This window comes from Pseudomonas sp. P4795 (assembly GCF_048822895.1).
Lineage (GTDB): Bacteria > Pseudomonadota > Gammaproteobacteria > Pseudomonadales > Pseudomonadaceae > Aquipseudomonas.
On the sequence record NZ_JBMFBT010000006.1, the window covers coordinates 87,564 to 112,166 of the forward strand.

The 24,603-nt window shown below is 59.1% G+C and carries 16 protein-coding genes and 3 pseudogenes; 13 read left to right on the top strand and 6 right to left on the bottom strand.

The window, feature by feature from the left end; genetic code table 11:
* The first annotated feature begins 254 nt into the window (after positions 1–254).
* Positions 255–3,722 (top strand): glycosyltransferase, encoded by a 3,468-nt coding sequence (locus ACOI8A_RS18410; protein ID WP_420651435.1) that lies wholly within the window; start codon positions 255–257, stop codon positions 3,720–3,722.
* 35 nt (positions 3,723–3,757) lie between these two features.
* On the opposite strand, the pseudogene ACOI8A_RS18415 reads toward ACOI8A_RS18410, so the two are convergent.
* The 3 genes and pseudogenes from ACOI8A_RS18415 to ACOI8A_RS18425 form a co-directional block, all read right to left on the bottom strand.
* Positions 3,758–4,423 (bottom strand): annotated as a pseudogene (locus ACOI8A_RS18415) (TIGR02466 family protein).
* 101 nt (positions 4,424–4,524) lie between these two features.
* Positions 4,525–5,076 (bottom strand): UDP-4-amino-4,6-dideoxy-N-acetyl-beta-L-altrosamine N-acetyltransferase, encoded by a 552-nt coding sequence (pseH, locus tag ACOI8A_RS18420; RefSeq protein WP_420650221.1) that lies wholly within the window; start codon positions 5,074–5,076, stop codon positions 4,525–4,527.
* 110 nt (positions 5,077–5,186) lie between these two features.
* The gene (locus tag ACOI8A_RS18425) at positions 5,187–5,828 is read right to left on the bottom strand and encodes an FMN-dependent NADH-azoreductase (RefSeq protein WP_420650220.1); all 642 of its coding nucleotides are present in this window, start codon (positions 5,826–5,828) and stop codon (positions 5,187–5,189) included.
* Positions 5,829–5,927: 99 nt separating this feature from the next.
* On the opposite strand from ACOI8A_RS18425, the gene ACOI8A_RS18430 reads away from it, so the two are divergent.
* A complete protein-coding gene (locus ACOI8A_RS18430) occupies positions 5,928–6,782 on the top strand; it encodes a LysR family transcriptional regulator (RefSeq protein ID WP_420650219.1) in 855 nt (284 codons plus the stop codon).
* A 6-nt stretch (positions 6,783–6,788) separates the two neighbouring features.
* Here ACOI8A_RS18430 and ACOI8A_RS18435 read toward each other — a convergent pair whose 3' ends face one another.
* Positions 6,789–7,271, bottom strand: coding sequence for a hypothetical protein (locus tag ACOI8A_RS18435; protein ID WP_420650218.1), 483 nt, complete (start codon positions 7,269–7,271; stop codon positions 6,789–6,791).
* Positions 7,272–7,433: 162 nt separating this feature from the next.
* Here ACOI8A_RS18435 and ACOI8A_RS18440 point away from each other — a divergent pair, with 162 nt between their 5' ends.
* The 3 genes from ACOI8A_RS18440 (at position 7,434) to ACOI8A_RS18450 (ending at position 10,541) form a co-directional block, all read left to right on the top strand.
* Positions 7,434–8,099: a ribonuclease T2 gene (locus tag ACOI8A_RS18440; protein ID WP_420657789.1), complete on the top strand. Its 666-nt coding sequence runs from the start codon at positions 7,434–7,436 to the stop codon at positions 8,097–8,099.
* A 131-nt stretch (positions 8,100–8,230) separates the two neighbouring features.
* On the top strand, positions 8,231–8,755 hold the full coding sequence (locus ACOI8A_RS18445; protein WP_420650216.1) for a hypothetical protein: 525 nt from the start codon (positions 8,231–8,233) through the stop codon (positions 8,753–8,755).
* A 214-nt stretch (positions 8,756–8,969) separates the two neighbouring features.
* The gene (locus tag ACOI8A_RS18450; RefSeq protein WP_420650215.1) at positions 8,970–10,541 is read left to right on the top strand and encodes a sensor domain-containing diguanylate cyclase; all 1,572 of its coding nucleotides are present in this window, start codon (positions 8,970–8,972) and stop codon (positions 10,539–10,541) included.
* Positions 10,542–10,596: 55 nt separating this feature from the next.
* On the opposite strand, the gene ACOI8A_RS18455 is transcribed toward ACOI8A_RS18450, so the two are convergent.
* Positions 10,597–10,887, bottom strand: coding sequence for a hypothetical protein (locus ACOI8A_RS18455; RefSeq protein ID WP_420650214.1), 291 nt, complete (start codon positions 10,885–10,887; stop codon positions 10,597–10,599).
* A 190-nt stretch (positions 10,888–11,077) separates the two neighbouring features.
* Between ACOI8A_RS18455 and ACOI8A_RS18460 the strand changes: the two genes are divergently transcribed.
* On the top strand, positions 11,078–11,518 hold the full coding sequence (locus ACOI8A_RS18460) for a carboxymuconolactone decarboxylase family protein (protein WP_420650213.1): 441 nt from the start codon (positions 11,078–11,080) through the stop codon (positions 11,516–11,518).
* A 94-nt stretch (positions 11,519–11,612) separates the two neighbouring features.
* Here ACOI8A_RS18460 and ACOI8A_RS18465 read toward each other — a convergent pair whose 3' ends face one another.
* Positions 11,613–12,386, bottom strand: a complete 774-nt coding sequence (locus tag ACOI8A_RS18465) for an AraC family transcriptional regulator (protein WP_420650212.1) — start codon at positions 12,384–12,386, stop codon at positions 11,613–11,615.
* A gap of 99 nt (positions 12,387–12,485) precedes the next feature.
* Here ACOI8A_RS18465 and ACOI8A_RS18470 point away from each other — a divergent pair.
* The 7 genes and pseudogenes from ACOI8A_RS18470 (at position 12,486) to ACOI8A_RS18500 (ending at position 24,564) form a co-directional block, all read left to right on the top strand.
* Positions 12,486–13,619: pseudogene (locus ACOI8A_RS18470) on the top strand (MFS transporter).
* Between the two features lie 105 nt (positions 13,620–13,724).
* Positions 13,725–15,452, top strand: a complete 1,728-nt coding sequence (locus ACOI8A_RS18475) for a ShlB/FhaC/HecB family hemolysin secretion/activation protein (RefSeq protein ID WP_420650211.1) — start codon at positions 13,725–13,727, stop codon at positions 15,450–15,452.
* 108 nt (positions 15,453–15,560) lie between these two features.
* Positions 15,561–19,766: pseudogene (locus tag ACOI8A_RS18480) on the top strand (hemagglutinin repeat-containing protein); the annotation flags it as partial.
* A 207-nt stretch (positions 19,767–19,973) separates the two neighbouring features.
* Positions 19,974–20,354 carry a hypothetical protein gene (locus ACOI8A_RS18485; RefSeq protein ID WP_420650210.1) on the top strand — a complete coding sequence of 127 codons (381 nt, stop codon included), beginning with the start codon at positions 19,974–19,976 and terminating at the stop codon, positions 20,352–20,354.
* A 172-nt stretch (positions 20,355–20,526) separates the two neighbouring features.
* Positions 20,527–21,027: a sigma-70 family RNA polymerase sigma factor gene (locus ACOI8A_RS18490; protein WP_420650225.1), complete on the top strand. Its 501-nt coding sequence runs from the start codon at positions 20,527–20,529 to the stop codon at positions 21,025–21,027.
* 40 nt (positions 21,028–21,067) lie between these two features.
* Positions 21,068–22,042 carry a FecR family protein gene (locus ACOI8A_RS18495; RefSeq protein WP_420650209.1) on the top strand — a complete coding sequence of 325 codons (975 nt, stop codon included), beginning with the start codon at positions 21,068–21,070 and terminating at the stop codon, positions 22,040–22,042.
* 98 nt (positions 22,043–22,140) lie between these two features.
* Positions 22,141–24,564: a TonB-dependent siderophore receptor gene (locus ACOI8A_RS18500; RefSeq protein WP_420657790.1), complete on the top strand. Its 2,424-nt coding sequence runs from the start codon at positions 22,141–22,143 to the stop codon at positions 24,562–24,564.
* The last annotated feature ends 39 nt before the right edge of the window (positions 24,565–24,603 follow it).

Sequence of the window (24,603 nt, forward strand, 5' to 3'; positions counted from 1 at the left end):
CGTTTTGAAAGGAGATCCTCCAACCCACAGAGCGACCATGCGTGCTGACTCCCGCCCGTCGAAATCCACTTCAAGAAAATTGACCGCAAGCAAGAGGCACCTCGCCCCCGCCGAAGTCATTTGGAACGCAGTATTTTTTAAGTAAACTCCGCCACTGCCGACATCAAACCTGCGGTGGTCATTGGGCACGCCGACGAATTTGCAGTCGCATCCAGCGAGTTCTATCTTTGCCCCCTATTTAAATTGGTTTGAATATGAAAACTCCACCGTCCGCCCGAGGTGCTCGCCTGGCTTCTGAACGCTTGCCCGTCCAGGAGTGCCAAGTGCTGGTTGCGCAGCAGCCACCTCTCGACGACGGCGAGCAGCCAATCGGCGTGGTCATCCATGCGTATTATCCCGAAGTGCTGCAAGACATTCTGGTTCGTTTGCTCAAACTGCCCGAGCGCTTGCATCTCTACGTGACTTGCGTGGCGGAAGGTGACGATGCGGTAAATGCTCAACTGGCGGCCAGCGGATTGAGTTATTCGCTATACCGGGTACCCGATCTTGGGGGGGACGTTTTGCCGTTCCTGCGCATGCTGCCGTTTTTGCGCGCCGATAACATCCGCACGCTGGTCAAGCTGCACACTGCGCGTTCGTTGAACTTGGGCGGGGCGCAAGAAGGGGGCCTTGAGCTGCTCGATGACCTGCTGAACCCCGTACGCTTGCGCCGAGCGGTTGAACGTCTTGCCGAGCCGGTGCATGCACCAATGGTTGGTACTCAACAATACTTGCGGCCGGTCACCAGATCTCTTAGTGAAATTGATCGCACGTTGCTTGTCACCCTCGCCGAGCGTGGTGGTATTGATCCGCAAGAAATCAACGAGGCGGAGTTTTTTGTCGGCAGCCTGTTCATTGCGCGCACTGAAGTGTTTGCGCCCCTGGAACGGATGCAACTGACGGGCAAAGATTTTGAAACGGAACGCGGCCAGCTCGACGGCACGCTGGCACACGTCTTCGATCGATTTTTTGGCGTACTGGCGAATGTTGGCCGAGCGCAGCGGAGCCTCGACCTTTATCAGCGCTGGCTAGCGACTCGGCAACTGGCCGCCGTCGAGCTGGAAGGGTTACCGGCGCGACTTGCAAGCTGGCCGCGGCAGCCGGACGTGTTGATAGTGTTGACCGATACCACCGGTGACATTGAATTGTTGCGTTCCAGTTTGAACAGCATCGACCGCCAGCTGTATAAGGCCGCGGCGATTGTGGTGCTCTCGAATGCCGAACCAGTCGAGGTGACGCCCGCCGCCAATCTGGTCTGGCTGCCGCTGGCTGAATCCTGGCCGAGCCAGCTCAATGAGCTGCTGCAGGGCATCGACGTCGACTGGTGCTACCTGCTGCGGGGCGGCGACGAACTTGATCCCCACGCGCTGCTTTTACTCGCCGAAGGCATCGCCCTGAATCCCGGTGTCAGCGCTTGCTACAGTGATGAGGACGCCCTGACCGCGGCCGGCTGCCAGGGCCCGGTATTCAAGCCGGATCTGAATCTGGACATGTTGCGCAGTTATCCGTATGTCGGCCGAGCATTGGCTTTCAGTCGCGAGGCGGCGCTGGCTGTTGATGGCTTCGATCCCGCCTTCAGCGAACTGGCGCCGCATGATCTGCTTTTTCGGCTGATCGAAACCCATGGGCTCGGCACGGTCGGGCACTTCGCCGATGTGTTGGTGCACCAGACAATCAGCTTCTCCCAGTGGCTCGCAGAACCCCAGGTGATCGCCAATTCGGCGGCCATCGTCGAGGCGCACTTGCTGCGCCTGGGCGTGGCTCATGAGCTGCAGGCCGGACCTTTGCCAATGGCTAACCGTGTGATCTACCAACACGCCGAGCAGCCTTTGGTGTCCATCCTTATTCCCACCAAGGACTGCCTGCCGATGCTGCGCTGCATCGAAAGTATCATTGAGAAGACCTGCTATACCCATTACGAGCTGCTCATCGTCGACAACAACAGTGAAACCGCCGAAGCCCGAGACTGGTTCAGCGGCATGGAGCAGCTGGATGACGCCAAAGTGCGCATCCTGCGTTACCCGCACCCGTTCAACTACTCGGCAATCAACAATTTCGCCGCCAGCCATGCCCGTGGCGAATATCTGGTGCTGCTCAACAATGACACCGCGATCATTGATGGCGACTGGCTTGGTGCAATGCTCCATCACGCCCAGCGACCGGAAGTGGGGATCGTCGGTGCCAAATTGTTATTCGTCGACGGGACTATTCAGCATGCAGGCGTGGTCCTCGGTCTGCGTGGCGTTGCCGACCACCCGTTTATCGGCGACTCGACGCAGTCCAACGGCTACCTGCACCGCTTGCATCTTGATCAGAACTACAGCGCGGTCACCGCCGCCTGCATGATGATCAGCACCGACCTGTACCGTGAAGTGGGTGGAATGGACGAGGTCGATCTGGCCGTTTCCTTTAACGACGTGGATCTGTGCCTGAAAGTCGGCCAGGCCGGGCGATTGATTGTCTGGACGCCATATGCAGTGGTCGTTCACGAAGCCAACGTGAGCCAGAGCAAGGTCGACAAAAACAAGGAGCATGCCAAGCGCCAGCGCTTCCAGCGCGAACAGTCGGTGATGTACCAGCGTTGGCTCGCGCAGATCGCCAACGATCCGGCCTACAACCGCAACCTGACGCTGGAGGGTGGCGGCTTCTCCTCGAAATATCGCACCGACACGGACTGGCACCCGTTCGCCAGTCGTGAGTTGCCGCACCTGCTGTGCCATCCGCTCGACTCTTTCGGTAGCGGACATTATCGAGTGCGTCAGCCCTTCGCTGCGCTGAAAGCCGCGCAATTGATCGGCGGGGCGGTGCGCGAAGAGGGGCTGCAACCGACAGAACTGCAGCGCATGGCGCCGGACACGATCATTTTCCAGGGGCAACACACAACGCCGCACCTGGAGTTCATGCAGAACACCAAGACATTATCCAATGCCTTCAAAGTGTACGAGCTGGATGACTATATCCTCGACGTGCCCGCCGGCAACTTGAACCATGATGTGCTTCCCAGGGACATCGCCAAGCGCGTGAAGAAAGCTTTGGCGCTGTGCGATCGGCTGGTGGTGTCGACCCAGCCGCTGGCCGATGCGCTGCAGGGGTTCAACCCCGACATCAGAGTTGTGGAAAACCGCCTGCCCGGCCATTGGTGGAGCGGCCTGGTCGGCCAGCGCCAACATGGCAGCAAGCCTCGGGTCGGTTGGGCCGGCGGTTCGAGTCACAGCGCCGACCTGCAAGTGATTGCCGAAGTGGTGCGTGAACTGGCAGGGGAGGTGGAATGGGTGTTCATGGGGATGTGCCCGCCGGCGCTGCGCCCTTATGTCCATGAGTTTCACAGGGGCGTGGATATTGAAAAGTACCCACAAAGACTGGCCGGCTTGAACCTCGATCTGGCTCTGGCGCCGCTGAAAGACAATTTTTTCAACGCCTGCAAAAGCAATTTACGGCTGTTGGAATATGGCGCCTGTGGCTTCCCGGTGATCTGCTCGGACATCCTCTGTTATCGCGGCGACTTGCCGGTGACGAGGGTCAGCAACAAAGCGCAAGCCTGGATTGCGGCGATTCGCGAACATCTCGCTGAACCCGATGCCAGCGCCAAGGCCGGAGTTGCGCTGCGTAGCGTGGTGCTCGATAACTGGATGCTCAAAGGCGAACATCTGTTGGCGTGGCGAAATGCCTGGCTGGCGGATTGAATGAGAGGTTTGCATGGTGCTTAAAATAATTCTGGTTAAGCACCGAAATTAAACGCAACGGATATCCGCGGCCTGGTTCCGGCAAATCGTTGCACTGAATGCATCAGCCACGAAGGGAACATAACGAATGTTCCGCTTCTGGCGGCGCACGTACTGCTGAATCCAGCACTGATGCAATCTTCGACTCGCATGCGCAAAGCAGGATTTTAAGTTGACGCAACCATACCGCGCGGGTCGATAAACTCCAGATCACCGCCAACGGTTGGATCATCTTCTCGTCCGCCAGTGTCCACCCAGTAAACTCCTGACCAGAAGGCACCGGGATGTCCGTGCAGCGAGTTGCTGTGGCCAGCCTCATTAACGTTCGCCCAAGCGTTAAGTTTCCATTCGAAAGCTGGTTCGGTTAATCCGTATTGATCGCTATAGACCGCAGTGAGTTGAACAGCGAATTCTTTGGCGAACTTCACCAAGTTGTCACAGGCTTCACCACCCCAATCAGGGAAGTCGTTCGTGGACTGCCAGCCGCCTTCATTACTGCGTTGCGCACCGCTGCGATCTTGCAACATTCGATTGGTGATCATGGTTTTTAGTTGTGCGTTGAGTCTTTCTGCATCGGGGTACTGAATGCTGGCCAAGGGAGTTGCGAACAGCCGTCGGATCTTTATCAGTTCAGGATCTACCAGATTGTTGTACGACTGCATTGCGCTTTGTCCGGTTATGGTTAGTCAAAACAACTATACCGGACGCACTAAACTGCCGATGTAACTCTTTGTTAAAAAGAACAGGGAAAGCGTTAATTGCGTCAGCTCGCATTGATTCGCTCAATAACCCGAATTAACGCCGGTCGCTTCTCCAGCCACTCGGACTTGGTTATTCCCAACAACACCACATCGATCCGAACGCCATCCTTGACCACATTCTGTCGTCGCACACCCTCGATTTCAAAGCCGAACTTCTGGTGCATCTTGACCACGGCGGAATTGCTCGCGAGCACTTCACAATTCAACTTCTCAAGTTCGGCAGCATTAAACGCGTAATCGAGCATCCAGAACTCCACCACGCTGCCTAGCCCCTTGCCCTGCAGATCGACGTCGAGATAAAACGCCCAGTCCGCGCTTTTTTGCTGAGCGTTGATTGCATTAAGCGCAACCACGCCAACCGCCAGATCGTCCTTGAGCACCACAAACACCTGCTGACGAGAATTTCCCTTCAGCGACGACAGCCAATTCGCATGTTCCTGCTCGGAAATTTCGTGCGAGGTGTACATGTATTTGCGCACATCTTCCTGATTGCGAAGGGTGCGTACATGCGCCTGGATCGTGGGGCTGGCGTCGGTCAGAGGGATGAACTGCATGGTGAGGTCCTTGTCTCGCGCGAGTTCGAAGCTGAACCCGCGATGTCGATGATGCACGAAATACCAGTTTAGAGCGTAAGACCGGTCATCAGGCAACCGCAATCAGGCACTCAGGCACTCAGTGCATCCGCCAACGCCTTGGCTTGTTGATTGGTTGTATCCCGCGAAGATTGATCGACGTCCGCGCCAAGCAGCGTTTTCTCAACGATCAGCGCGTGCACATCACTTACCCCGATGAATGCCAGCCATGCTTCGACGTAAGGCTTTTGAAAGTCGAAACGTTCGGCCGGCGTAGTGGATTGCGCCGAGAAGTCCATTCCTCGCGCATAAGTGACCACGGCGGTTTTGCCTTTCAGCATTCCTTGCAAACCATGCTCCGGATCGAAGCTGAACAGAATGCCGTTCTGGGATACCAGATCGATGAAATGCTTGAGCTTGTAAGGAATGCTGAAATTCCACAGCGGCACCGACAGCACTATGAAATCTGCGCGGTGCAACGGAGCGGCGAGTGCTGCAAAAGTGTCCCAGGCCGATTGTTGCGCCGCAGTCAGGGGCGTGCCGTTGATCCCCGCGTACTTGGCGTTCAACACCTCGTCATCTAACTCCGGAAGTTGGCAGTCCCACAGGTCGAGGGTTGCCAGCTGGGTGTCTGGATTGTTTTGTTTAAAGCGGCTGATGAAACTATGGGCGACTTCCCGTGACGCAGAGCGTTGTTTGCGCGGCGAGCATTCGATGTGCAGAAGGGTGGGCATGGAGAGTCTCGACTACTGATGGGGAATCGAGGCATTGCAACATAGCTGACTTCACACTATAAATCGTAAATAAATCAGTTATTGATCACGAATCCAACTATGTTCGATGCCCTGTTGCTCAAGACGTTTGTCACCGTTGTCGATGAGGACGGCTTCGGCCGTGCCGCGCAAAAGCTGCATTTGACCCAATCGGCGGTCAGCGGCCATCTGCGCCGACTCGAGGAGCAGGTCGGTAAACCGCTGCTCAAACGTACCACCCGATCCCAGCAATTGACCGCGGATGGCGAGCGTTTGATCGCCTATGCGCGCACGATCCTGGCGCTGAACCGCGATGCCTGGGCGCAACTCACGCGCGCGCCGTTCGAAGGGCGAGTGCGCATCGGTGTGTCAGAGGATTTCGTCGAGGCGCGGCTGTTGCGCGCGTTGCAGGACTGCGCGGCCGCGCATCCGGGCATGCAGATCGACGTGCAGGTGAATATTCCCGGCACGTTGCTCAAGCAGATGAAGCAGGGCGATCTGGAATTGGTGATCGGTTCCGTATGCGAAACCAGCGAGCCGGGGCTGTTGCTCTGGCAGGAACCGCTGGTGTGGGCGTGGTCGGCGCAACCGATGATCGAGCTGCCGAGGCCATTGCCGCTGGCGCTGTTCCCCGAGCCGTGCCCGTATCGCGAAGCGGCGCTGACCCGTCTGGCTCAGGCCGGCATTGCCCAGCGCACCACCATGCTGTGCGCCAGCACCGCTGGCCTGCGTGCTGCCGCGTTGGCCGGTTTCGCCGTAGCACCCATGGCCGCCAGTCAGCTTGGGCATGGCCTGACGGTGCTCGGTGCAGAGCTGGGCTTGCCGCCATTGCCGGACGCGCAGTTTCGTCTGTTTAGCGCCGAGCATGCCGATGCACAAATGATCGCCGCGCTCTCGCGGGTGATCGTCGAATACTGCTCGACGCGGCGCCAGTAATGCCTCTTACAAGCCCAGGCCTTCCTGCACAACTTGCAGCAGGTTGTTTTCCGTCAACGCGATCGCATCCAGTTGTTGCCCGCTCTCGATTGTTTGCAACCACCAGTGGCTCTCGCCATGTTCATCGACCGTGCGCAGCAGCGACGCATCTTCGCCCGGCAGTTTGATCTGCACGCGACCGGCGCCATCCGCGGTGAAGCGTTCGATGGGATCAAACGTCAGGCTGTGGTGGTTGGCTTCGATCAGTAGCTGGTCGATGGCGTAGTTATGCGGCTCGCCGTCCGGCGACGTTTCGCATACATGGGTAGGAACGCGTCGAATTTTCAGTCCGACTTCGGTGACCGGTTGCAGCCAGGCTTCGATGCGGTGGTACAGGGCGTAGACCTGCGCCGGCCAGCAATCGATGTCCAGTTCGGCGCTGGTGATTTCGTCAGCATGGGTGTGCCGGGTTTGTTTGAGTTTCGCGGCGAGTTCGTCTGCTTTACTCATGTCGGTTCCCTGTGGTGATTTGACTTAATCGTAGTCCTTTCAAAGTAATGCAGGTTTTGTCCTGCGTCATGCGCTTGCAACACATGCGTGACTCAATACCCTCTGACCCAGTGTTGGTCAGTCACGGAAACCACGGACGCAGGCGTCCCAAGGAGCGGGAATATGAAAAAACTTCTTACAATTATGGCCCTGATTGCGCTGACGGTCGGCGGCATTGGCGTGAGTTCGGCTCGCCAGTCGCAAACCAGCCAAGCGCCAGCGGAGTCAGTGGCGGGGGTGTTCGATTACTACCTGCTGACGCTATCGTGGTCGCCGACGTTTTGTCTGACGCACAAGGAAGACGCGCAATGTTCCGGCAAAGGCTACGGATTTGTCCTGCACGGTTTATGGCCGCAAGACGCCAAGGGCGGCTGGCCGGAATCCTGCCCGCCGGTAACCAACCTTTCGGCGGCGGAAACGGCCAAAGGTTTGACGTTATTTCCAACGAAAAAACTGCTTGATCATGAATGGGCCAAACACGGCACATGCAGCGGCCTCGGCGCGATGGGTTATCTGGATGCATCTGATAAAGCCGTTGCAGCAGTGAAAATCCCCGAGGAACTGCAACCGTTCAGCACCTCGTATTACTTTGAGGCACAGGAAATTGCCGACCTGTTCCGCAAGAGCAATCCGGGCATCGCGGCGAACGGCATCGCCGTCATCTGCAACGGCCCGGAGCTGTCGGAAGTACGGGTGTGCATGGGCAAGGATCTGCAGTTTGGCGCATGCGGCAAAGGCGTGAAAACCCAATGCCGGGCAGGGGATATTCGGGTTCCGCCATCACGCTGATGGAATAACAGAAAGTTGAACGAGAAGGGCGTCCAGATGGGCGCCCTTCTCGTTTTCGGATTTGAAGCGCCGGACAACTTCGCGCATGCTTGCGCGCCAATGGACTGGACCATCACACGCAAGGAGCCGTCATGTTGCACAAAGCTCTGCTGTGCGCGCTTCTAATTATTTGCTCGGGCTGCGCGAAAGATCACACCAAGCCTCCAGCAAATTTGAGTTTTCTATCTGTTGAAAGAGAAGGCAGCCTCAGTTTGTATGCCATCAAGTATCAGTCGGATGTTGATGTGCTGGATCTATTTGATCGAGGAGAAAGACAAGGCATGGTCTCAGGCAAGCTCAAGTGCGCTTTGGGAGAAGACCAGGATTTCTCGCCTGGCAAATCTTTGCGGTTTTCTGCATTCGGCTTGATAGAGTCTGAAAGAAATGAAGGTAATCAGGCGAGATTCACCTATTTCACCAGCGCGTTCGTTACCGAGACCTCCAGTAGCCGTAGTTCGGAAAGAAATCTGTCACCGGCAGAAATCAACCAGCTCCTCTCCGGCAAACAACAAATCCCCTGCAAAGTCGTCGTCACCGCCTACGGCTACAATCCCTACTACTCAAACACCATGAATATCCCGGTCGCTGATCTACTGCGCGAAGTCAATAAGCCCTGAGCTCACTGTTGACGGGAGGGCGAGCAAATCCCTCCCGCAACTGTCGAAAAAATATTTCCCCAAACCCGTCATCCATTTCCCCCTCGCGCCGATACCCACAACGTCGGGTCAATCGCGGTCGTACTTGTTTGCCCCGCGCCCCCCGGTGAACTACGCTCACCATAACCAAGGGTTTCGGGCTTTGGCCCCTGTCGTACCTGCCCAGGACATGCTTTTGCCTATCCCCATTCACGATCCGCATCAGGCCCCCGGTGGCACGTTGAAACGGCTGCCGCTGCGTAAAGCGGCGGCGCTGTTTATCGTTGCGGTGTGTTTGTGTCTGTTCGGTTTGCTGTACCTGCAACTGGAACAGTCGCGGCGCCAGGATCTGGCGATTGCGCAGATGGCATCGGCTAACTTGACCCGGGCGATGGCGCAACAGGCTGAGGACACTTTTCTGGCTGCCGATCTGGTGCTGACCAGTCTGGTCGACTGGATCGAAGACGATGGCTACGGCGCAACGCAAAAGCCGCGTTTGCAGAAAACCCTGGCGCGGCGCGTGCAGCAACTCGAGCAGTTGCACGGCATGTTTCTGTTCGACCGTAACGGGCAGTGGGTGATTACCTCGTTTCCTGACTTGCCGCGCGGCAACGGCGTGGCGGATCGCGAATACTTCAAGTTTCACCAGCAGAACGTCTCTGCGGTAGCGCACATCGGCCCGGCGATTCGCAGTCGCGAAAACGGTGAATGGATCATCCCGATTTCCAAACGCGTCAATGACCGGCTGGGCAACTTCCAAGGCGTGTTGATGGCCGGCATCAAGATGTCGTACTTCGACCAGTTCTTCAAAAGCTTCAGCCTCGACGACAACGGCACGATGTTCCTTGCGTTGACCGATGGCACCTTGCTCGCGCGTCGACCGTTTGTTGAATCGCTGATTGGCACCTCGATGGCGCAAAACGAGATTTATCAGAAGCTGTTGCCCAATGCCCCGGCGGGCACGGCGATGATCGAATCGGTGTTCGACCGCGTGATGCGCCTGTACGGCTACCGGCAATTAGCGGCGTATCCACTGGTGGTTGCGGCTTCTTCGTCGCGTGACACGATTTTGCAGGGCTGGTATGCCCGCGCGTTTCAATCGAGCGTGATCGTGGCGTTGGTCATGCTCGGGGTGGGGCTGTTTGGCTGGGTGTTCATTCATCAAGTGCGCGATGGTGAGCGGATCGAGAAGAACTTGCGCAAGGCCCAGCGAGCGCTGGAACTGATTGCGACCCACGACAGCCTGACCGGCCTGGCCAATCGGCGTCTGTTCGAGCGCTCGCTGGATATCGAGTTCGCCCGTGGCGCGCGGCAGTCGAGCCCGGTGAGCCTGATCATGCTCGATATCGATTTTTTCAAGCGCTATAACGACGCCTATGGCCATGTCGCCGGTGACCATTGTCTGACCCAGGTTGCGCAGGTGGTGAAGGGTTGCTGTCAGCGTAAGTCCGATCTGGCGGTGCGGTATGGGGGCGAGGAATTCGCAGTGTTGCTGCCGGACACCGATATCAACGGAGCGCTGGCGATTGCCGGGCAGATCCGCCGCAGCGTCATGGACAAGCACATCACCCACAGTGGTTCGCCCACTGGATATCTCACCGTGAGTCTGGGCTGTTATTCGTTTATCCCACGCGGTAACGACAGCATTGAAGCGTTCATTCAGCGTGCTGATGCGGCGCTGTATCAGGCGAAAAATGCCGGGCGTAATCGAGCCGCGGTGTTGTCGGTTGATGGCGGGATTGTCGAGCTGATGCGCTCGGATCGCTGATCACGAGCGCAATCAAAACCGGCCATGCTGCTCACTTTGGCCGGCTCTTGTTCGTTCAGCCGCCAGTGCCACCGCCGGCACCGCCCGTCCCGCCGCCCGCCGAGCCGGTGCCGCCACCAGCACCCGAACCTGAACCACTGGCGCCGCCATTGGTGCCGGTGCCGCCGCTGCCGGAATTACCGCCAGAAGGCGCGCCCGGCGTGTTGTCCGGCGGCATGGTCGAGCCACTGGTCGCACCGGATTTGGTGCCGGTCGCATCAGCGCCGTCGTTGGCAGCGAAGGTGGCGGCGGAGGCCGTGGCCAGCAGGCCGACCAATAACAACGAAGTAAATTTGCGCGTCTTCATGGTACGTCTCCAAAAAGGGGATTTACCTGATATTGGTCTGACGCGTGAAAGGCTTGGTGCCAGCCATGTGACGAGCGGTCATCCATGTCGGTGCCCAAGTGGCCTACTCGTCTTCCGGGAGATTGGCTATTTGTCTGAACCCGCCTCGGGTCTAACGTAGCCACACATTCACTTGCCCCGGAACACAACCATGAAACCTCGTATCGATTTCTACACTGCGTCCCCAGATGCACTGAAAGCCATGATCGCGCTCGAAACCGCGGTCTCCAAACTGCCGCTGGAAAAGACCCTGATCGAACTGGTCAAGCTGCGCGCTTCGCAGATCAACGGCTGCGCCTTCTGCATCGACATGCACACCGCCGATGCGATCAAGGGCGGCGAAACTCCGCGCCGCCTGTTCGCCGTGACGGCCTGGCGTGAAGCGCCGTTTTTCACTGAGCGTGAACGCGCTGCATTACTGTGGACCGAATCGCTGACCCAGCTGAGCCTGACCCACGCGCCGGATGAAGATTACGAAGCCGTCGCCGCGCATTTCTCGCCGAAGGAAATGGTCGATCTGAGCGTGGCGATCAGCACCATCAACAGTTGGAACCGCCTGGCCGTAGGCTTCCGCAAAACCCCGCAGGCCTGATTGATCAATGGGCATCGGCACTCGGCGCGGCCGGAGGCCGAAGCTTGCACCCATCATCATGATCGTGCGCAAACCAAGCGTGTCATGTCAGCCGTCAGTTGCTTGCCTTGACCCAGTTTCCAGGCGTGGTCCCGCTCAAGGCTCGGAAGAAGGCGATGAACGCGCTATCGCTGGCAAACCCCAGTTCGAAGCCGCAGTAACTGAGGCTGCGTCCGAGGGTCAGTAGCTCCATGGCGCGCATCAGCCGCCATTGTTGGCGCCATTGCTGATAGCTCATGCCGGTCTCGCGCTGGAAGATTCGGCCGATGGTGCGGCTGCTCGCGCCGATTTGTTGCTCAAGTTGTTGCAGTTCCGGTGGCAGGCGCTCGGGTGTTGCCAACAGGGACGCCAGGCGCTTGTCTTTCGGCAGCGGCAAGAGCATCGGTTGATGCGTCGCGTCGCGGATTTCGTTCAGGCTCAACGCCAGCAAGTGGACGAATTTTCCCCGTTGCCAATCAGTGTCGAAGTCGGCCACCGCCATCGGTTCCAATACCGCTCGTAACAACGAACTCACTTCAATCACGCACACCTGTTGTGGCAGGTCGCGGCATAGCTCAGCGGTCAGGTAGATGGAGCGGTAGTCCACGCTGCGCTGCATCACTGCGCGATGAGTGATGCCGGCGGGAATCCATGCCGCGCGCGAAGGTGGCAGCAAACACAATTGCTCCGCCAGCGTGATGCGCGTGCAGCCTTCGCGGGTGTAAAGCAATTGTCCGCGCTGATGTTGATGCAGCCCGGAGTCATGGTCGCCGAGGGCGGCTGCAATGCCGATCACCGGCGCTTCGAAAAGGTCGGGATCAAATGTTGCTGTTGCATCAAGCCATGCCATGATTTGTCCGATTTAAACGATAAGTTGGCAAAGTCTGGATAGTACGCCAAGTGCGGCTCTTTAAACTCCTCGCGGTTCAACTTGAGGAGTGATACGCAAATGAACAGTCGCCGTCTTCTGGTGCTGGCAATTGCATTGCTGATGTTTCCGCAGATCGCGCAGACCTTGTATAGCCCGGCGCTCGGGGAAATCGGCCGAGCCTTTGGTGTAGGCCCGCAGGCGGCCGGGCAGACTGCGTCGGTGTATTTTCTGGCATTTGCCGTGGGTGTGGTGACGTGGGGCCGGGTGTGCGACTTGATCGGACGTCGACCTTCGATGCTTGCCGGGCTGGCGATTTACGCACTGGCGTCGGTCTGAGCACTGAGTGTCAGCAGCTTCACGGGACTGTTGATGGCTCAGGCGTTGGGAGCATTCGGGGCGGCGGTCGGCTCGGTGGTGACGCAAACGTTGCTGCGTGACCGCTTTGAGGGGGTGCAACTGTCGCAGGTGTTTTCGCTGGTGGGCATGGCGCTGGCGGCCAGTCCGGCGCTTGGTCTGTTCAGTGGATCGATGCTGGTCCAGAGCTTCGGTTATCGCGGCGTGCTCGGCGCGTTGTTGTTGCTGGCACTGGGGTTGTGGTTCTGGAGTTGGGGCGCTTTGCCGGAAACCCGTCCACCTCAACAGACGTCTGCCGGTCTGATCGAAACGCTCGCACGGATGCTGCGGGATGGGTCGATCTGGCGCTCGGCTGTGTGCGTCGCGTCATTCAACATCGCGTTATTCAGCTATTACAGCCTCGGCCCGTTCATGTTCGAGCGACTTGGCCTGAGCGCGTCCGCGTTCGGTTACAGCGGTGTAGTGCTGGCATTGGGCTCGGGGTTTGGAGCATGGCTCAACAAACGTCTGCTGCGTCGAGGGTTCAGTGCACTGCAATTGATACGGTTCGCCGCGCTCGTCGGTTTGACCGGCGGTTTCGGTGTATGGCGGTTGCAGGACAGCGGCGTATTCGTACTGCCAATGGTGCTGGTGGTGCTGGCTTTCGGCATGGCGATCCCGAATATTCTTGGTTCGGCGCTGGCCAATTACGCAGATCGGCGCGGCACCGCAGGGGCGTTGTTGGGCTTGCTCTACTACCTGCTGATTGGTGGCGGATTGATGCTCGCGGCCTGGAGCCAGGCACTCGGGGAAACCCTGATGGTGTGCAATGGCATTGTGTTGCTGCTGGTTTTTGGTGCCAGGAAAGCATTTGTTTAAAAAATGTAAGCGTTGTAGGACGCGTCTTGCATTTGTGTAGGAAGGCTCTGACTATCACGGCTATTGATGGCATGGCATTACGCCAGTTGATTGCAAGGATGTTGAGTGCCGTATTCGTTCTGCGCTGTACCTCGTCGTAATTGTCTGCCTCGTCCGCTGTTGTCGGCCTTGCTGTTGAGTGTGTGTGCACCCAGCGTATTTGCCGCTGAACCAGTCGCTCCGGGTCAGGAGGTACTGCGCCAGCAACAACAGCAACAGCGCGATCTGCAACAGCTTCAGCTCGAGCAGAGAAAGCGCCAACTGGAGCGCGGCGCTTTCGGGCCGGCACCGATCGCGCCGGTGCTTGCCGAATCGGTCAAACCTGATGAACGCTGCTGGCCCTTGAGCGGTACGCGCATCGGCGGCGTTACGCTGATCGACAGCGAAAAACTCAACGCACGGATCAAGCCGCTCTTGGCGCCGTGCATGGGCGTTGGCCAGATCAATCATCTGCTGGCGACCATCACCGCGCTCTACGTCGAGCAGGGCTATATCGCCAGCCGCCCGTACCTGAACAGCGCACCAGCCGCCGGGCAGTCGCTGGATATTCTGGTCGATGAAGGCTACATCGAAGCCATCGAACTGGCCGACCAGAGCCTGCCGGTATCGTTAGGCGGCGCGTTCCCCGGCATGCTCGGCAAGCCGTTGAACTTGCGCGATCTGGAGCAGGGCCTCGATCAACTGAACCGCTTGCGTTCAGTCGATCTGACCGCCGACATCGCCCCCGGCAGCCAACCCGGCGCATCGAAAATCATCCTGCGTTCGCGCACCTCCGGCCAGTCACGCTGGACGCTCGGAGCCGGCATCGACAACCTCGGCAGTGCCAGTACCGGGCGTGATCGCGACACCCTCAGCCTGAGCCTCGATAGCCCGTTGCAACTCAACGATCTGTTGAGTCTGAGCGCCAGCGACACACTCAATCAGGGCGATCGCTACAGCCGCAACGCCAGCCTGTATTACGCGATTCCTTACGGCTACTGGACCTTCAGCACCTTTGCCAGCCACGCCGAATATCGCGCGCCGTTCAAACTCAGCAGCCTGACTCTCCACACCACCGGCGTCACCGATCAAGTCAGCCTGCGTGCAGATCGCGTGCTGTGGCGCGATCAGAGTCATCAGCTCAGCGCCAACCTGCAACTGGCGCACAAGGATGTCGACAGCTATCTGGAACACGTGCGCCTCGGCATTCAGAGCCCGACTCTGACTGTGGCCGAAGCGGGACTCAATCTGTTCTGGCTCGACCGCGCGGTGTGGAACCTCGACCTCAATTACGCCCAAGGCCTGCGCTGGTTCGGCGCCGACGACGATGCCCAGCGTCAAGTCAACAACCTGCCCAAGGCACAGTTTCGCAAATACCGCGCCGGCCTCAGCCAATGGCGCAACGGCCAGCTCGGCACGCAAGCCTGGCAATGGCAGAGCCAACTGAATTTGCAGTACAGCCCCGATCCGCTGCCAGCCATCGAACAACTGCTCGGCACCGACGATTCCGCCGTGCGCGGTTACCGGGTCAGCAGTGCTTCCGGCGCCAGCGGTGCGATCTGGCGCAACACCTTGCGCCTGCCACTGCGTAGCGAATTGCCAGTGCAGATCACCCCACGCGTCGGCCTCGACCACGGCTGGATCAAGGCTGACCACGGCGCCCGGGGTCAACGCCTGAGCGGCGCCAGTGTCGGTCTCAATCTGGGCTGGAAAAACCTGCAAGTCGATGTCGATTACCAACGCAGCCTCAACACGCCAACCGGCCTGCACAGCGAGCCTGAAACCTGGCTGATGCGGGTCGGTGTGCAGATTTGAGGGCGCAGATATGAATGTCAGTGAACAACCAGCCTCGGATCTGAGCGCGACAGCCGAGGCCTTGATCCCAACGCGCAACGTGATGCCGCACTACACGGAGAGTTATTTATGCCAATGAACACTTTTGCGTTTCACCTTTCCCCACGGGGCAAACTGCGCTGGGCGATTGCCAGCCTGTTTATCGCTGCACACCTGCCGAGCGCTTTGGCTGGCGGCGTGGTGGTCGCCCCCGGCCCCGGCGGCACCGCGCAATTGCAGACTCAGGGCGGCGTCCCCATCGTCAACATCGTTGCGCCGAATGGCTCGGGCCTGTCGCATAACCAGTTTCTCGACTACAACGTGGACCGCCAAGGTTTGGTGCTGAACAACGCGTTGCAGGCCGGGCAATCGCAGCTCGCCGGGCAACTGGCGGCCAACCCGCAATTCCAGGGCCAGGCGGCGAGCGTGATTCTCAACGAAGTGATCAGCCGCAATCCGTCGGCCATCAACGGCGCGCAGGAAATTTTCGGTCGCGCCGCTGATTACGTGCTGGCCAACCCGAACGGCATTTCGGTGAATGGCGGCAGTTTCATCAACACCCCGAACGCCAATCTGGTGGTCGGCCGTCCTGAATTGAACGACGGCAAACTGCAAGCGCTGAGCACTCGCGATGCCTCCGGCCAGTTGCAGATTCAGGGCGGCGGACTGCGCAATGGCGAAGGCTCGATCAACCTGATCGCGCCGCGCATCGACAGCCAGGGCGCGCTCACTGCGCGTGATCAATTGAACCTCACAGTCGGGCGCAATCAGGTGGATTACGCCAGCGGTCAGGTCAAAGCAGTCGATCCGGCGGGCAACACCACCGACCAGCGCATTGATGCCAGCCTGTTCGGCGCGATGCAGGCCGGGCGCATCAATATTGTCAGCACTGCCGAAGGCGCCGGCGTGCGGGTTGGCGCAGTGCAAGTGGCCGGGCGTGACGGCGTGCAAATTCGTTCGGCCGGCGATCTGAGCGTCAGCGGTCAAGCGATCCCTGACAGCCTCGACGTCACTCGCGCCGGCATTCGCAGCAGTCACGGCGATGTCGGTTTGCACAGCGGCAAGGATCTGACATTGGCCGCCACCGACGTCAGCGCTCGTGATGTGAAAGTCGATGCCAAGCGCAACCTGACCCTGACCACCGTCGAAAGCCGCAAGCTGCAAGAAACCCGGGAAAACTGGAACAACAGCACCATCGGCATCACCTGGGAAACTTACGAGCGCACCCAGACCGACAGCGATTCGCGCCAGCATGGCAGTCAAATCATCGCCAGCCGCGACGCGCAATTGTCGTCTGGCAAAGACACCGAACTCAAAGCCGCCAAGGTCGAAGCCGCGAACAATCTCAGTGTGCAAAGCGCCGGCGATTTGCGTCTGAGCGCTGCCACCGAAAGCCACACCCAGACCGATCAAGGCAACCACCGCAAACACCTGTGGAAAGCCGATTGGGACACCAGCAGCGAACAGCAGCGCAGTGTCACCAGCCAGTTGAAGGCCGGCAACATCGCCCTGCAAACTGCCGCGCTGTTGCGCTCCGAAGGCGCTGAACTGACCAGTGCGGGCGACTTGCAACTGGCCGGCAAACAGGTGGAAATCAGCACCACGACCCGCACCAATCGCAGCAACGACAATCGCTATTCCGGCGACTTGGTCGGCGGCGGTTTCTTCGGCAAGACCGGTGACGCCGACAAGGGCCAGACTCAGCATCAGGGCAGCAAAATCAATGCCGCCGGCAAGCTGATCGTCAAGGCTGACGAGGTGCGCATCAGCGGCAGTCAGGTGCGCGGCGGCACTGAAGCCAGTGTGATCAGCGACAAGGGCTCGCTGGTGATCGACGGCGTGCAGGACACCTCGCACAGCAACAACCACGAAAAGGACAGCAAGTTCTTTGGCATCAGCAAAGACGAATCTCGGCAGAACAGCAAGGACAGCACTACCGTGCGCAGCGAGCTGGTGTCGGACAGCAACCTCAAGCTCAAAAGCGCCAAGGACATCGAAGTCGCGGGTTCCTCGGTCAAGGCTGGCGGCGCGCTGACGGCTGATGCAGCGGGCGATGTGAACGTCCATTCGACGCAAAACACCCACGACCGCAGCGACAGCACACACACCCGCGGTTTCGATGCCTACGCCAAAGAGCAGACGCCGGAGCAGTACCGTGCCGGTGTGCATTACGAAGACAAGCAGCAAACCGTCACCGCCAACGACGTCAAACAGCAAGGCTCGAGCCTGACTGGCGGCAGCGTGCAAGTGAAGGCCGGTGGCGACGTCAAGCTCACAGGCGCCGAGGTCAAATCCACGGCTGGCGACACCGAGTTGAGCGGCAAAAACGTCTCGCTGCTGGCCGAGCAGGACAGCCACCAAACCGCGACCGACAAAACCAGCACTGGCGGCGGTTTCTACTACACCGGCGGTCTCGACCGTGCCGGCAGCGGCGTCGATTTCGCCCACAGCACCTCGCAGGACTCCACCAGCAAAACCACCGCGCAAACCAGCAGCGTGCACAGCAACGGCAGCCTGACAATCAACGCTGACAAGCTCACCACCGAAGGCGCGCAACTCAAGTCCGGCAGCGGGCTGAACATCGCCGCCAATCAGGTGGATAACCGCGTCGCGAGCAACACGGACAGCAGCACCCACACCGAGAGCAACTGGTCGGCGGACATCGGCGCGAATGTCGAGTACAAAGACATCGCCCGGCCAATCGCGGGCGCCGTCAAAGATGTGCTCGGCGGCAAGATTCCGGACAAGGATGCACTGGCCAATCTCGGCCAGCCGAATGTCGGTATCGACGTTGCGGTCGGTCACGGCAGCGCCGGTAAAACCGAGCAGAACAGCAACGCTGTGGTCAGCCGTTTTGACGGCGGCAGTGTGGATGTAAAGGTCGCCGGGACGCTCAACGAGCAAGGCACCCAATACAATGCCAGCAACGGCAAAGTGAACATCGGCGCCGACAAACTGGTCGCCGATGCCGCGAGCAACACCCACAGCAGCAGCGACAAATCGGTCGATGCCAAGGTCGACGTGCGCGTCTACACCAAGACCGGCGAAGACGTGAACGTTGCAGGTTCCGGCGCGGGCGGCAGCAGTCAGTCGAGCAAAGACAGCTCCACCGCAGTGGTCGGCGGATATGCCGGCACTCAAGGCGTCAACATCAAAGTCGGCGATGACGCGCGTTTCGAGGGCAGCCATTTCGATGGCGGCCAGGGCGGCGTGAGCATCAACACCGGCGGCGATCTGGCACTCAATCAGGCCAACGACCGCCAGAGCAGCGACAGCTCAAATCTGCGCGGCACCGGCTCGCTGACGGTCGGCACCTTGCCTGGAACCGACGGCACCAACGTCGATCTCGGGGCCGGATTCCAGCTCGATCACACCGGCAAACAAACCACTGACAGCCAGGCGCATGTCGCGAGCATTCATGGCAACGGCCCGGTGCAACTGAGCAGCGGCGGCAACCAGACTCAGCAAGGCACCAAGATCGATAGCGCTGGTGCCATCGACCTCAAGGCCGTTGGCAAACTTGATCTGCAAGCAGCCGTCGATACGCATGACGCGACCGGCAGCAATCTTGGTGGCGGTCTGAAGGCTGGCGGCAGCAAAACCAGCAGCGAGAAGAGCCGCGATCAGGGCGGTAATCTGAGCGGCAACTTCAACATCGGTCAGGTCAACGAGCACGCGCAGACCCTGACTGGCGGTCAGCTCAACAGTCAGAGCGGCATTGCGTTGAGCGGTGACTCAATTCACCTGCAAGGCACGCAGGTCAGCGCGCCGAACGTCAGTCTCGACGCGCAGAGGGGCGGCATCGTCCAGGAATCGGCGCAGTCCACCGACAGCCGCAACAACTGGAATGTCGCGTTGAACGCGGGCGGCAACCTGAGCAAAAGCACGCCAACTGCCGCCGATGAAAAGGCCAGCAGCGATCACGGCTTCAATGCCGGGGCCAAGGTCGGTGTGGATTATCTGCAAAGCAGCAAACAGCAGAACAGCCAGCTCAAGGCTGACACTGTGGTGCTGAACAGTGGCGCGGATGTGCAACTCAGCGGCGCGCGGATCGATGCGCAAAGCGTCAGCGGCAAGGTTGCCGGTGACCTGACGGTCGAGAGCCGTCAGGACATCAGTAACCACGCCAAGGTCGATGTCGATCTGGGCCTGACAGCGAAGAAAAATCCACCCGACGACAAACAGAAACTCGCCGGGACCGACTACAAGCCGACGCTGAAAGTGCAGGGTGAGTTTGCGCACAAGGATAGCGTTATTCAGGCGTCCGGTATCAGCGGCACTAAAGGTGTAAATCTTTAGGTTGAGACCGGGCAATCAACAGATGCTCGAATACTGCGGCATTCGTTGATTCGAATGTCGCACATTATCCGCTGAGTTATCGCGATTAAGTCTAACTAGACTGTCAGTTCTAACAGTGGCCGAGTTAGACCTGCGAAGTTACCTTGGAACAACGAGGCAACGCCTCGTTGGAGTTGAACTCATATTTCTCAAGGAACTGAAAAAATGACTCAGATTACATATCCAAAGGCTGTCAATGGGCGACTGAACTGCGCTTCCCAACCTCAGACTGATGGTGTTCTGTTGGAGGTCGGTGCATTGGTCAACGCGCAAGACGGCGCAGTTATTGATATTGAAGGTGAAGGGTTCACTGATTCCAATGGGCAAATTCCCATCCCGAACACCAAAATAACTGCACGACAGTTTGTAAATCCTGATCACAATACTCACGGTTTCGAACAAAAGCTGCAGGGTTGGGATGCTCTCAAACTCATGGACGGTGGCTTCTTTAAAGGCTCTTACAAAATCAACGGTGGGAGCGCGACCAGTAGACTTATAGCGGTCAGTTTCAAAAATGCAGCCGGTCAATATTGCGATGAGATTTAGTGCCTTTTAGTTTATTGAAGATCGACCTCTGCGCTTGATAAACCCTTCCGCGCACAATCGCGGAGGGGCATTTTCTTGCCCTCAGGCCTCATGTTTGCGCCAGCCCAAGGAATACATTGCTTCGTATTAATACGAAGCATTACTATTCACGCCCCTTCCTCAGCACGCCGCAATCACCCCCATGCGCTCCCGCAGACCCGGCTTTTTCGAGCATTACGAAGAGTTGATCGGCACCTGGACCCGTCGCCTGCGTAATCGTCAGCAGGCCGAGGATCTGGCGCACGACACCTTTGTGCGGGTGCTCGAATCGGATTCTTCGGCCGTGCAGCAACCGCGGGCGTATTTGCATCAGACGGCGCGCAACATAGCGGTGGACGGTTATCGGCGCGAGGACCGGCGCGGTGCGATGGAGTCGCAGGCCATCGATCACGGGGTGTCGTCGTCCGGCGACCCGGAGCATTACATGCATGCGATCCAGCTGGCCGATTCGATCGAAAAAGCGCTCACGGAACTGCCAGTCAATTGCCGCAGGATTTTCGTCTGGCAGAAGATCGAAGGCCTGACTCAAGCGGAAATCGCCGAGCGCCTGGGCCTGTCCAAGAACATGGTGGAAAAGTATATGATCCGCACCCTGCGGCATCTGCGTGATCGCCTGGACGGGGCGCAATCATGAGCCGGCGTCAGTTTTCCTCCCCAGCCCGACAGGACATTCCATGATGGATACCCGTGATTGCGCGTGCGGGCCGACAACGGTGCGCGATGAGGCGGCACGCTGGTTTGTGCGTTTGCAGGAGCCAGCCGTCAGCGCCGACGAGCAGCAGCGCTTCGATGCCTGGCTCAGCGAACATGCGCAGCACCGTGATGAATTCCAGTTGCTGCAAGGCTTGTGGTCGGCCGCGGATCTGCTGCCTGCGCCACGCCTGAAAGCACTGTGCGAAACCCCGCCAAAACGTCGGCCATGGGTGCGTTACGCAGTGGCGGCCAGTGTGCTGACGGTCGCCCTCGGACTGGGATTGTTCAGCGGTCTCAATCACTCCGGCGGCTACAACGCGGAATTCGCCACAGCGTCGGGCGAGCGCAAACACGTGGCGCTGCCGGATGGTTCGCTGATCGACCTCAACAGCCGCAGCCATTTGAAAGTGCGTTATGAAAAGGATCGCCGCGTCATCGAACTGAGCGCAGGCGAAGCCATGTTCAGCGTCGAGCACGATACTGCGCGCCCGTTTGTGGTCGAGGCCGGCAGCGGCAAGGTCACGGTCACCGGCACCCGCTTCGATGTACGCCGCGACCTGACACAAACCCGGGTTGCGGTGGAGCAGGGCACGGTCAAGGTGCAGGGGCGAGGTGCGCCGGATGACCAGTTCGTCAGCTTGACTGCCGGGCTCGGTACGCGGGTTGATGCGCAAGGCTTGGTCGCCTCGGCTTACGCGGTCAACCCGGCGCAAATCACCGCGTGGCGCAGCGGCAAACTGGTGTTCAACAACGCCAGCCTCGCTGAGGTCGCCGAAGAAGTATCGCGTTATCGCGACAAACCGCTGAAAGCCGCCAACCCGACGGTGGCCAATCTGCGCCTGACCAGCGTGTTCAAATCCGATGACACCGAGGCCTTGCTCAAAGCCTTGCCGAACATACTGCCGGTCGCTGTTCGCACCCTTGCGGATGGCAGCCAGGAAATAATTTCAAAATAAAATTCAGGTTTTTTTCGAGTTCATCGTCTTCCTGTTCAACTGCAACTGGTTTGCATTAACAGGCGCACACTCTTGCGATCCACAGGACTACGTTCGACGTGAAAAACACCACCGCCAATAACAAAAAATCCCCTTGGTTGCCGCTGGCCTTAGCGCTGGCGGTCAACGCCGCTGTGCCGATGACGTTCGCCGCTGAAGCCATTCACATCCGCGCGCAGCCGCTGGGTCAGGCCCTGAGCGAGCTGGGTCAGCAGACTTCGTTGCAAGTGTTTTTCAGCCCTGATCTGGTCGCAGGAAAGCAGGCGCCGGCAGTGGATGGCGATCTTTCCCCGGAGCAGGCGCTGCGCCAATTGCTGCAAGGCAGTGGTCTGGATTATCAGATTAATGAAGGCTCGGTCACCCTGTCGCCCGCGCCGACTGCTGCCGTCAACGGCCCGCTGGAACTCGGTGTGACCGACATTAAAGTGGTCGGCGACTGGCTCGGCGATGCCGACGCTGCGGTGGTGCAGAACCACCCCGGCGCGCGCACGGTGATCCGCCGCGAAGCGATGGTCGAGCAGGGCGCAATGAACGTTGGCGACGTTCTGCGTCGCGTGCCGGGCGTTCAGGTGCAGGAAGCCAACGGCACTGGCGGCAGTGACATTTCGCTGAACGTTGGCGTGCGCGGACTGACCTCGCGTCTGTCACCGCGCTCCACCGTGTTGATCGACGGCGTGCCGGCAGCGTTCGCGCCGTACGGCCAGCCACAACTGTCGATGGCGCCGATTTCTTCCGGCAACCTCGACAGTATCGACGTGGTGCGCGGCGCCGGTTCGGTGCGCTACGGGCCGCAGAACGTCGGCGGCGTGATCAACTTCGTGACCCGAGCCATCCCGGAAAAAACTACCGGTGAGATCGGCACCACGCTGGAAACCTCGCAGCACGGTGGCTGGAAGCATATCGACACTGCGTTCCTCGGCGGCACTGCCGACAACGGCATCGGCATGGCGTTGCTCTATTCGGGCGTCAACGGCAACGGTTACCGCGAGCGCAATCAGAGTAACGACATCGATGATGTGATCCTCAAGACCCACTGGGCGCCGACTGATCAGGACGATTTCAGCCTCAACTTCCACTACTACGACGCCAGCGCCGACATGCCCGGCGGCCTGACGCAGAAGCAGTACGACGACAACCCGTTCCAGTCCGACCGCGATTACGACGGCTTCAGTGGCCGACGCAAAGACGTTTCGTTGAAGTGGATCCGGCAGATCGACGAGCGTACGCAGGCCGAAATCCTGACCTACTATTCCGACAGCTTTCGCGGCAGCACCATCGCCGCCCGCGACCAGAAAACCCTCAGCTCGTTTCCGCGTTCCTACTACACGCTGGGGATCGAGCCGCGCGTGTCTCGCGTGTTCGATGTCGGCCCGACCACCCAGGAAGTCAGCGTCGGTTATCGCTACCTGAAAGAGGCGATGCACGAGCAGTCGAGCCGACTGGCGCTGGTGAATAACGAGCCAGTCGTGACCAAGTCTTCCGATGGCCACGTGTTCCAGAATCGCACTGGCGGCACCGAAGCCAACTCGGTGTACATCGACAACAAAATCGACGTCGGCAACTGGACCGTGACCCCCGGTATTCGCTTCGAGCACATCAGCACCGATTGGCATGATCGCGCCGTGCTCGACACTGCTGGCAAACGCGTGCCGGAGAAAAACCGCAGCATCGAAAGCAACGAACCGCTGCCGGCGCTGAGCGTGATGTATCACCTGTCCGATGCGTGGAAGCTGTTCGCCAACTACGAAACCTCGTTCGGCAGCCTGCAATATTTTCAACTCGGCCAGGGCGGTTCGGGTGATGAACCTGCCAGCGGCTTGAATCCGGAAAAGGCCAAAACCTACGAAATCGGCACGCGCTACAACGATGACGTGTGGGGCGGCGAAGTGACGCTGTTCTACATCGACTTCGATGACGAGTTGCAATACGTCAGCAATGACGTGGGCTGGACCAACCTCGGCACCACCAAGCACCAGGGCGTCGAAGCCTCGGTGCATTACGACATGGCAGCGCTTGATCCACGGCTTGACGGTTTGACCGCCAACGCCGGTTTCACCTACACCCGCGCGACGTATGAAGGCGAGATTCCGGGCTTCAAGGGCCGCGATCTGCCGTACTACTCGCGCCAGGTGGCGACGGTCGGTTTACGCTACGACATCGACCGCTGGACCTACAACATCGACGGCTTCGCCCAGTCCAAACAGCGCGCGCCGGGCAGCGGAATCAACGCCGATGGCAGCTTCAACAACAACTACATCACCGAAGGTACGGCGGACGGGCAGTACGGCGATATTCCGGGTTACGTGACCTGGAACGTGCGTGGCGGCTATGACTTTGGTGCGCAGTTGTCGAACCTGAAGCTCGGCGCCGGAGTGAAGAACGTCTTCGACAAGCAGTACTTCACGCGCTCCAGCGATAACAACTCGGGGATCTACGTAGGTACACCGCGCACGTTTTTTGTGCAGGCGAGCGTCGGGTTTTAAAGGCTGAAACCTGACCTGTGGCGAGGGAGCTTGCTCCCG

Coding starts and splice junctions, on each gene's coding strand:
- ACOI8A_RS18410 (WP_420651435.1), top strand. CDS start 255: ATGAAAACTCCACCGTCCGCCCGAGGTGCTCGCCTGGCTTCTGAACGC.
- pseH (WP_420650221.1), bottom strand. CDS start 5,076: ATGCAGTTCATCCCTCTGACCGACGCCAGCCCCACGATCCAGGCGCAT.
- ACOI8A_RS18425 (WP_420650220.1), bottom strand. CDS start 5,828: ATGCCCACCCTTCTGCACATCGAATGCTCGCCGCGCAAACAACGCTCT.
- ACOI8A_RS18430 (WP_420650219.1), top strand. CDS start 5,928: ATGTTCGATGCCCTGTTGCTCAAGACGTTTGTCACCGTTGTCGATGAG.
- ACOI8A_RS18435 (WP_420650218.1), bottom strand. CDS start 7,271: ATGAGTAAAGCAGACGAACTCGCCGCGAAACTCAAACAAACCCGGCAC.
- ACOI8A_RS18440 (WP_420657789.1), top strand. CDS start 7,434: ATGAAAAAACTTCTTACAATTATGGCCCTGATTGCGCTGACGGTCGGC.
- ACOI8A_RS18445 (WP_420650216.1), top strand. CDS start 8,231: ATGTTGCACAAAGCTCTGCTGTGCGCGCTTCTAATTATTTGCTCGGGC.
- ACOI8A_RS18455 (WP_420650214.1), bottom strand. CDS start 10,887: ATGAAGACGCGCAAATTTACTTCGTTGTTATTGGTCGGCCTGCTGGCC.
- ACOI8A_RS18460 (WP_420650213.1), top strand. CDS start 11,078: ATGAAACCTCGTATCGATTTCTACACTGCGTCCCCAGATGCACTGAAA.
- ACOI8A_RS18465 (WP_420650212.1), bottom strand. CDS start 12,386: ATGGCATGGCTTGATGCAACAGCAACATTTGATCCCGACCTTTTCGAA.
- ACOI8A_RS18485 (WP_420650210.1), top strand. CDS start 19,974: ATGACTCAGATTACATATCCAAAGGCTGTCAATGGGCGACTGAACTGC.
- ACOI8A_RS18495 (WP_420650209.1), top strand. CDS start 21,068: ATGATGGATACCCGTGATTGCGCGTGCGGGCCGACAACGGTGCGCGAT.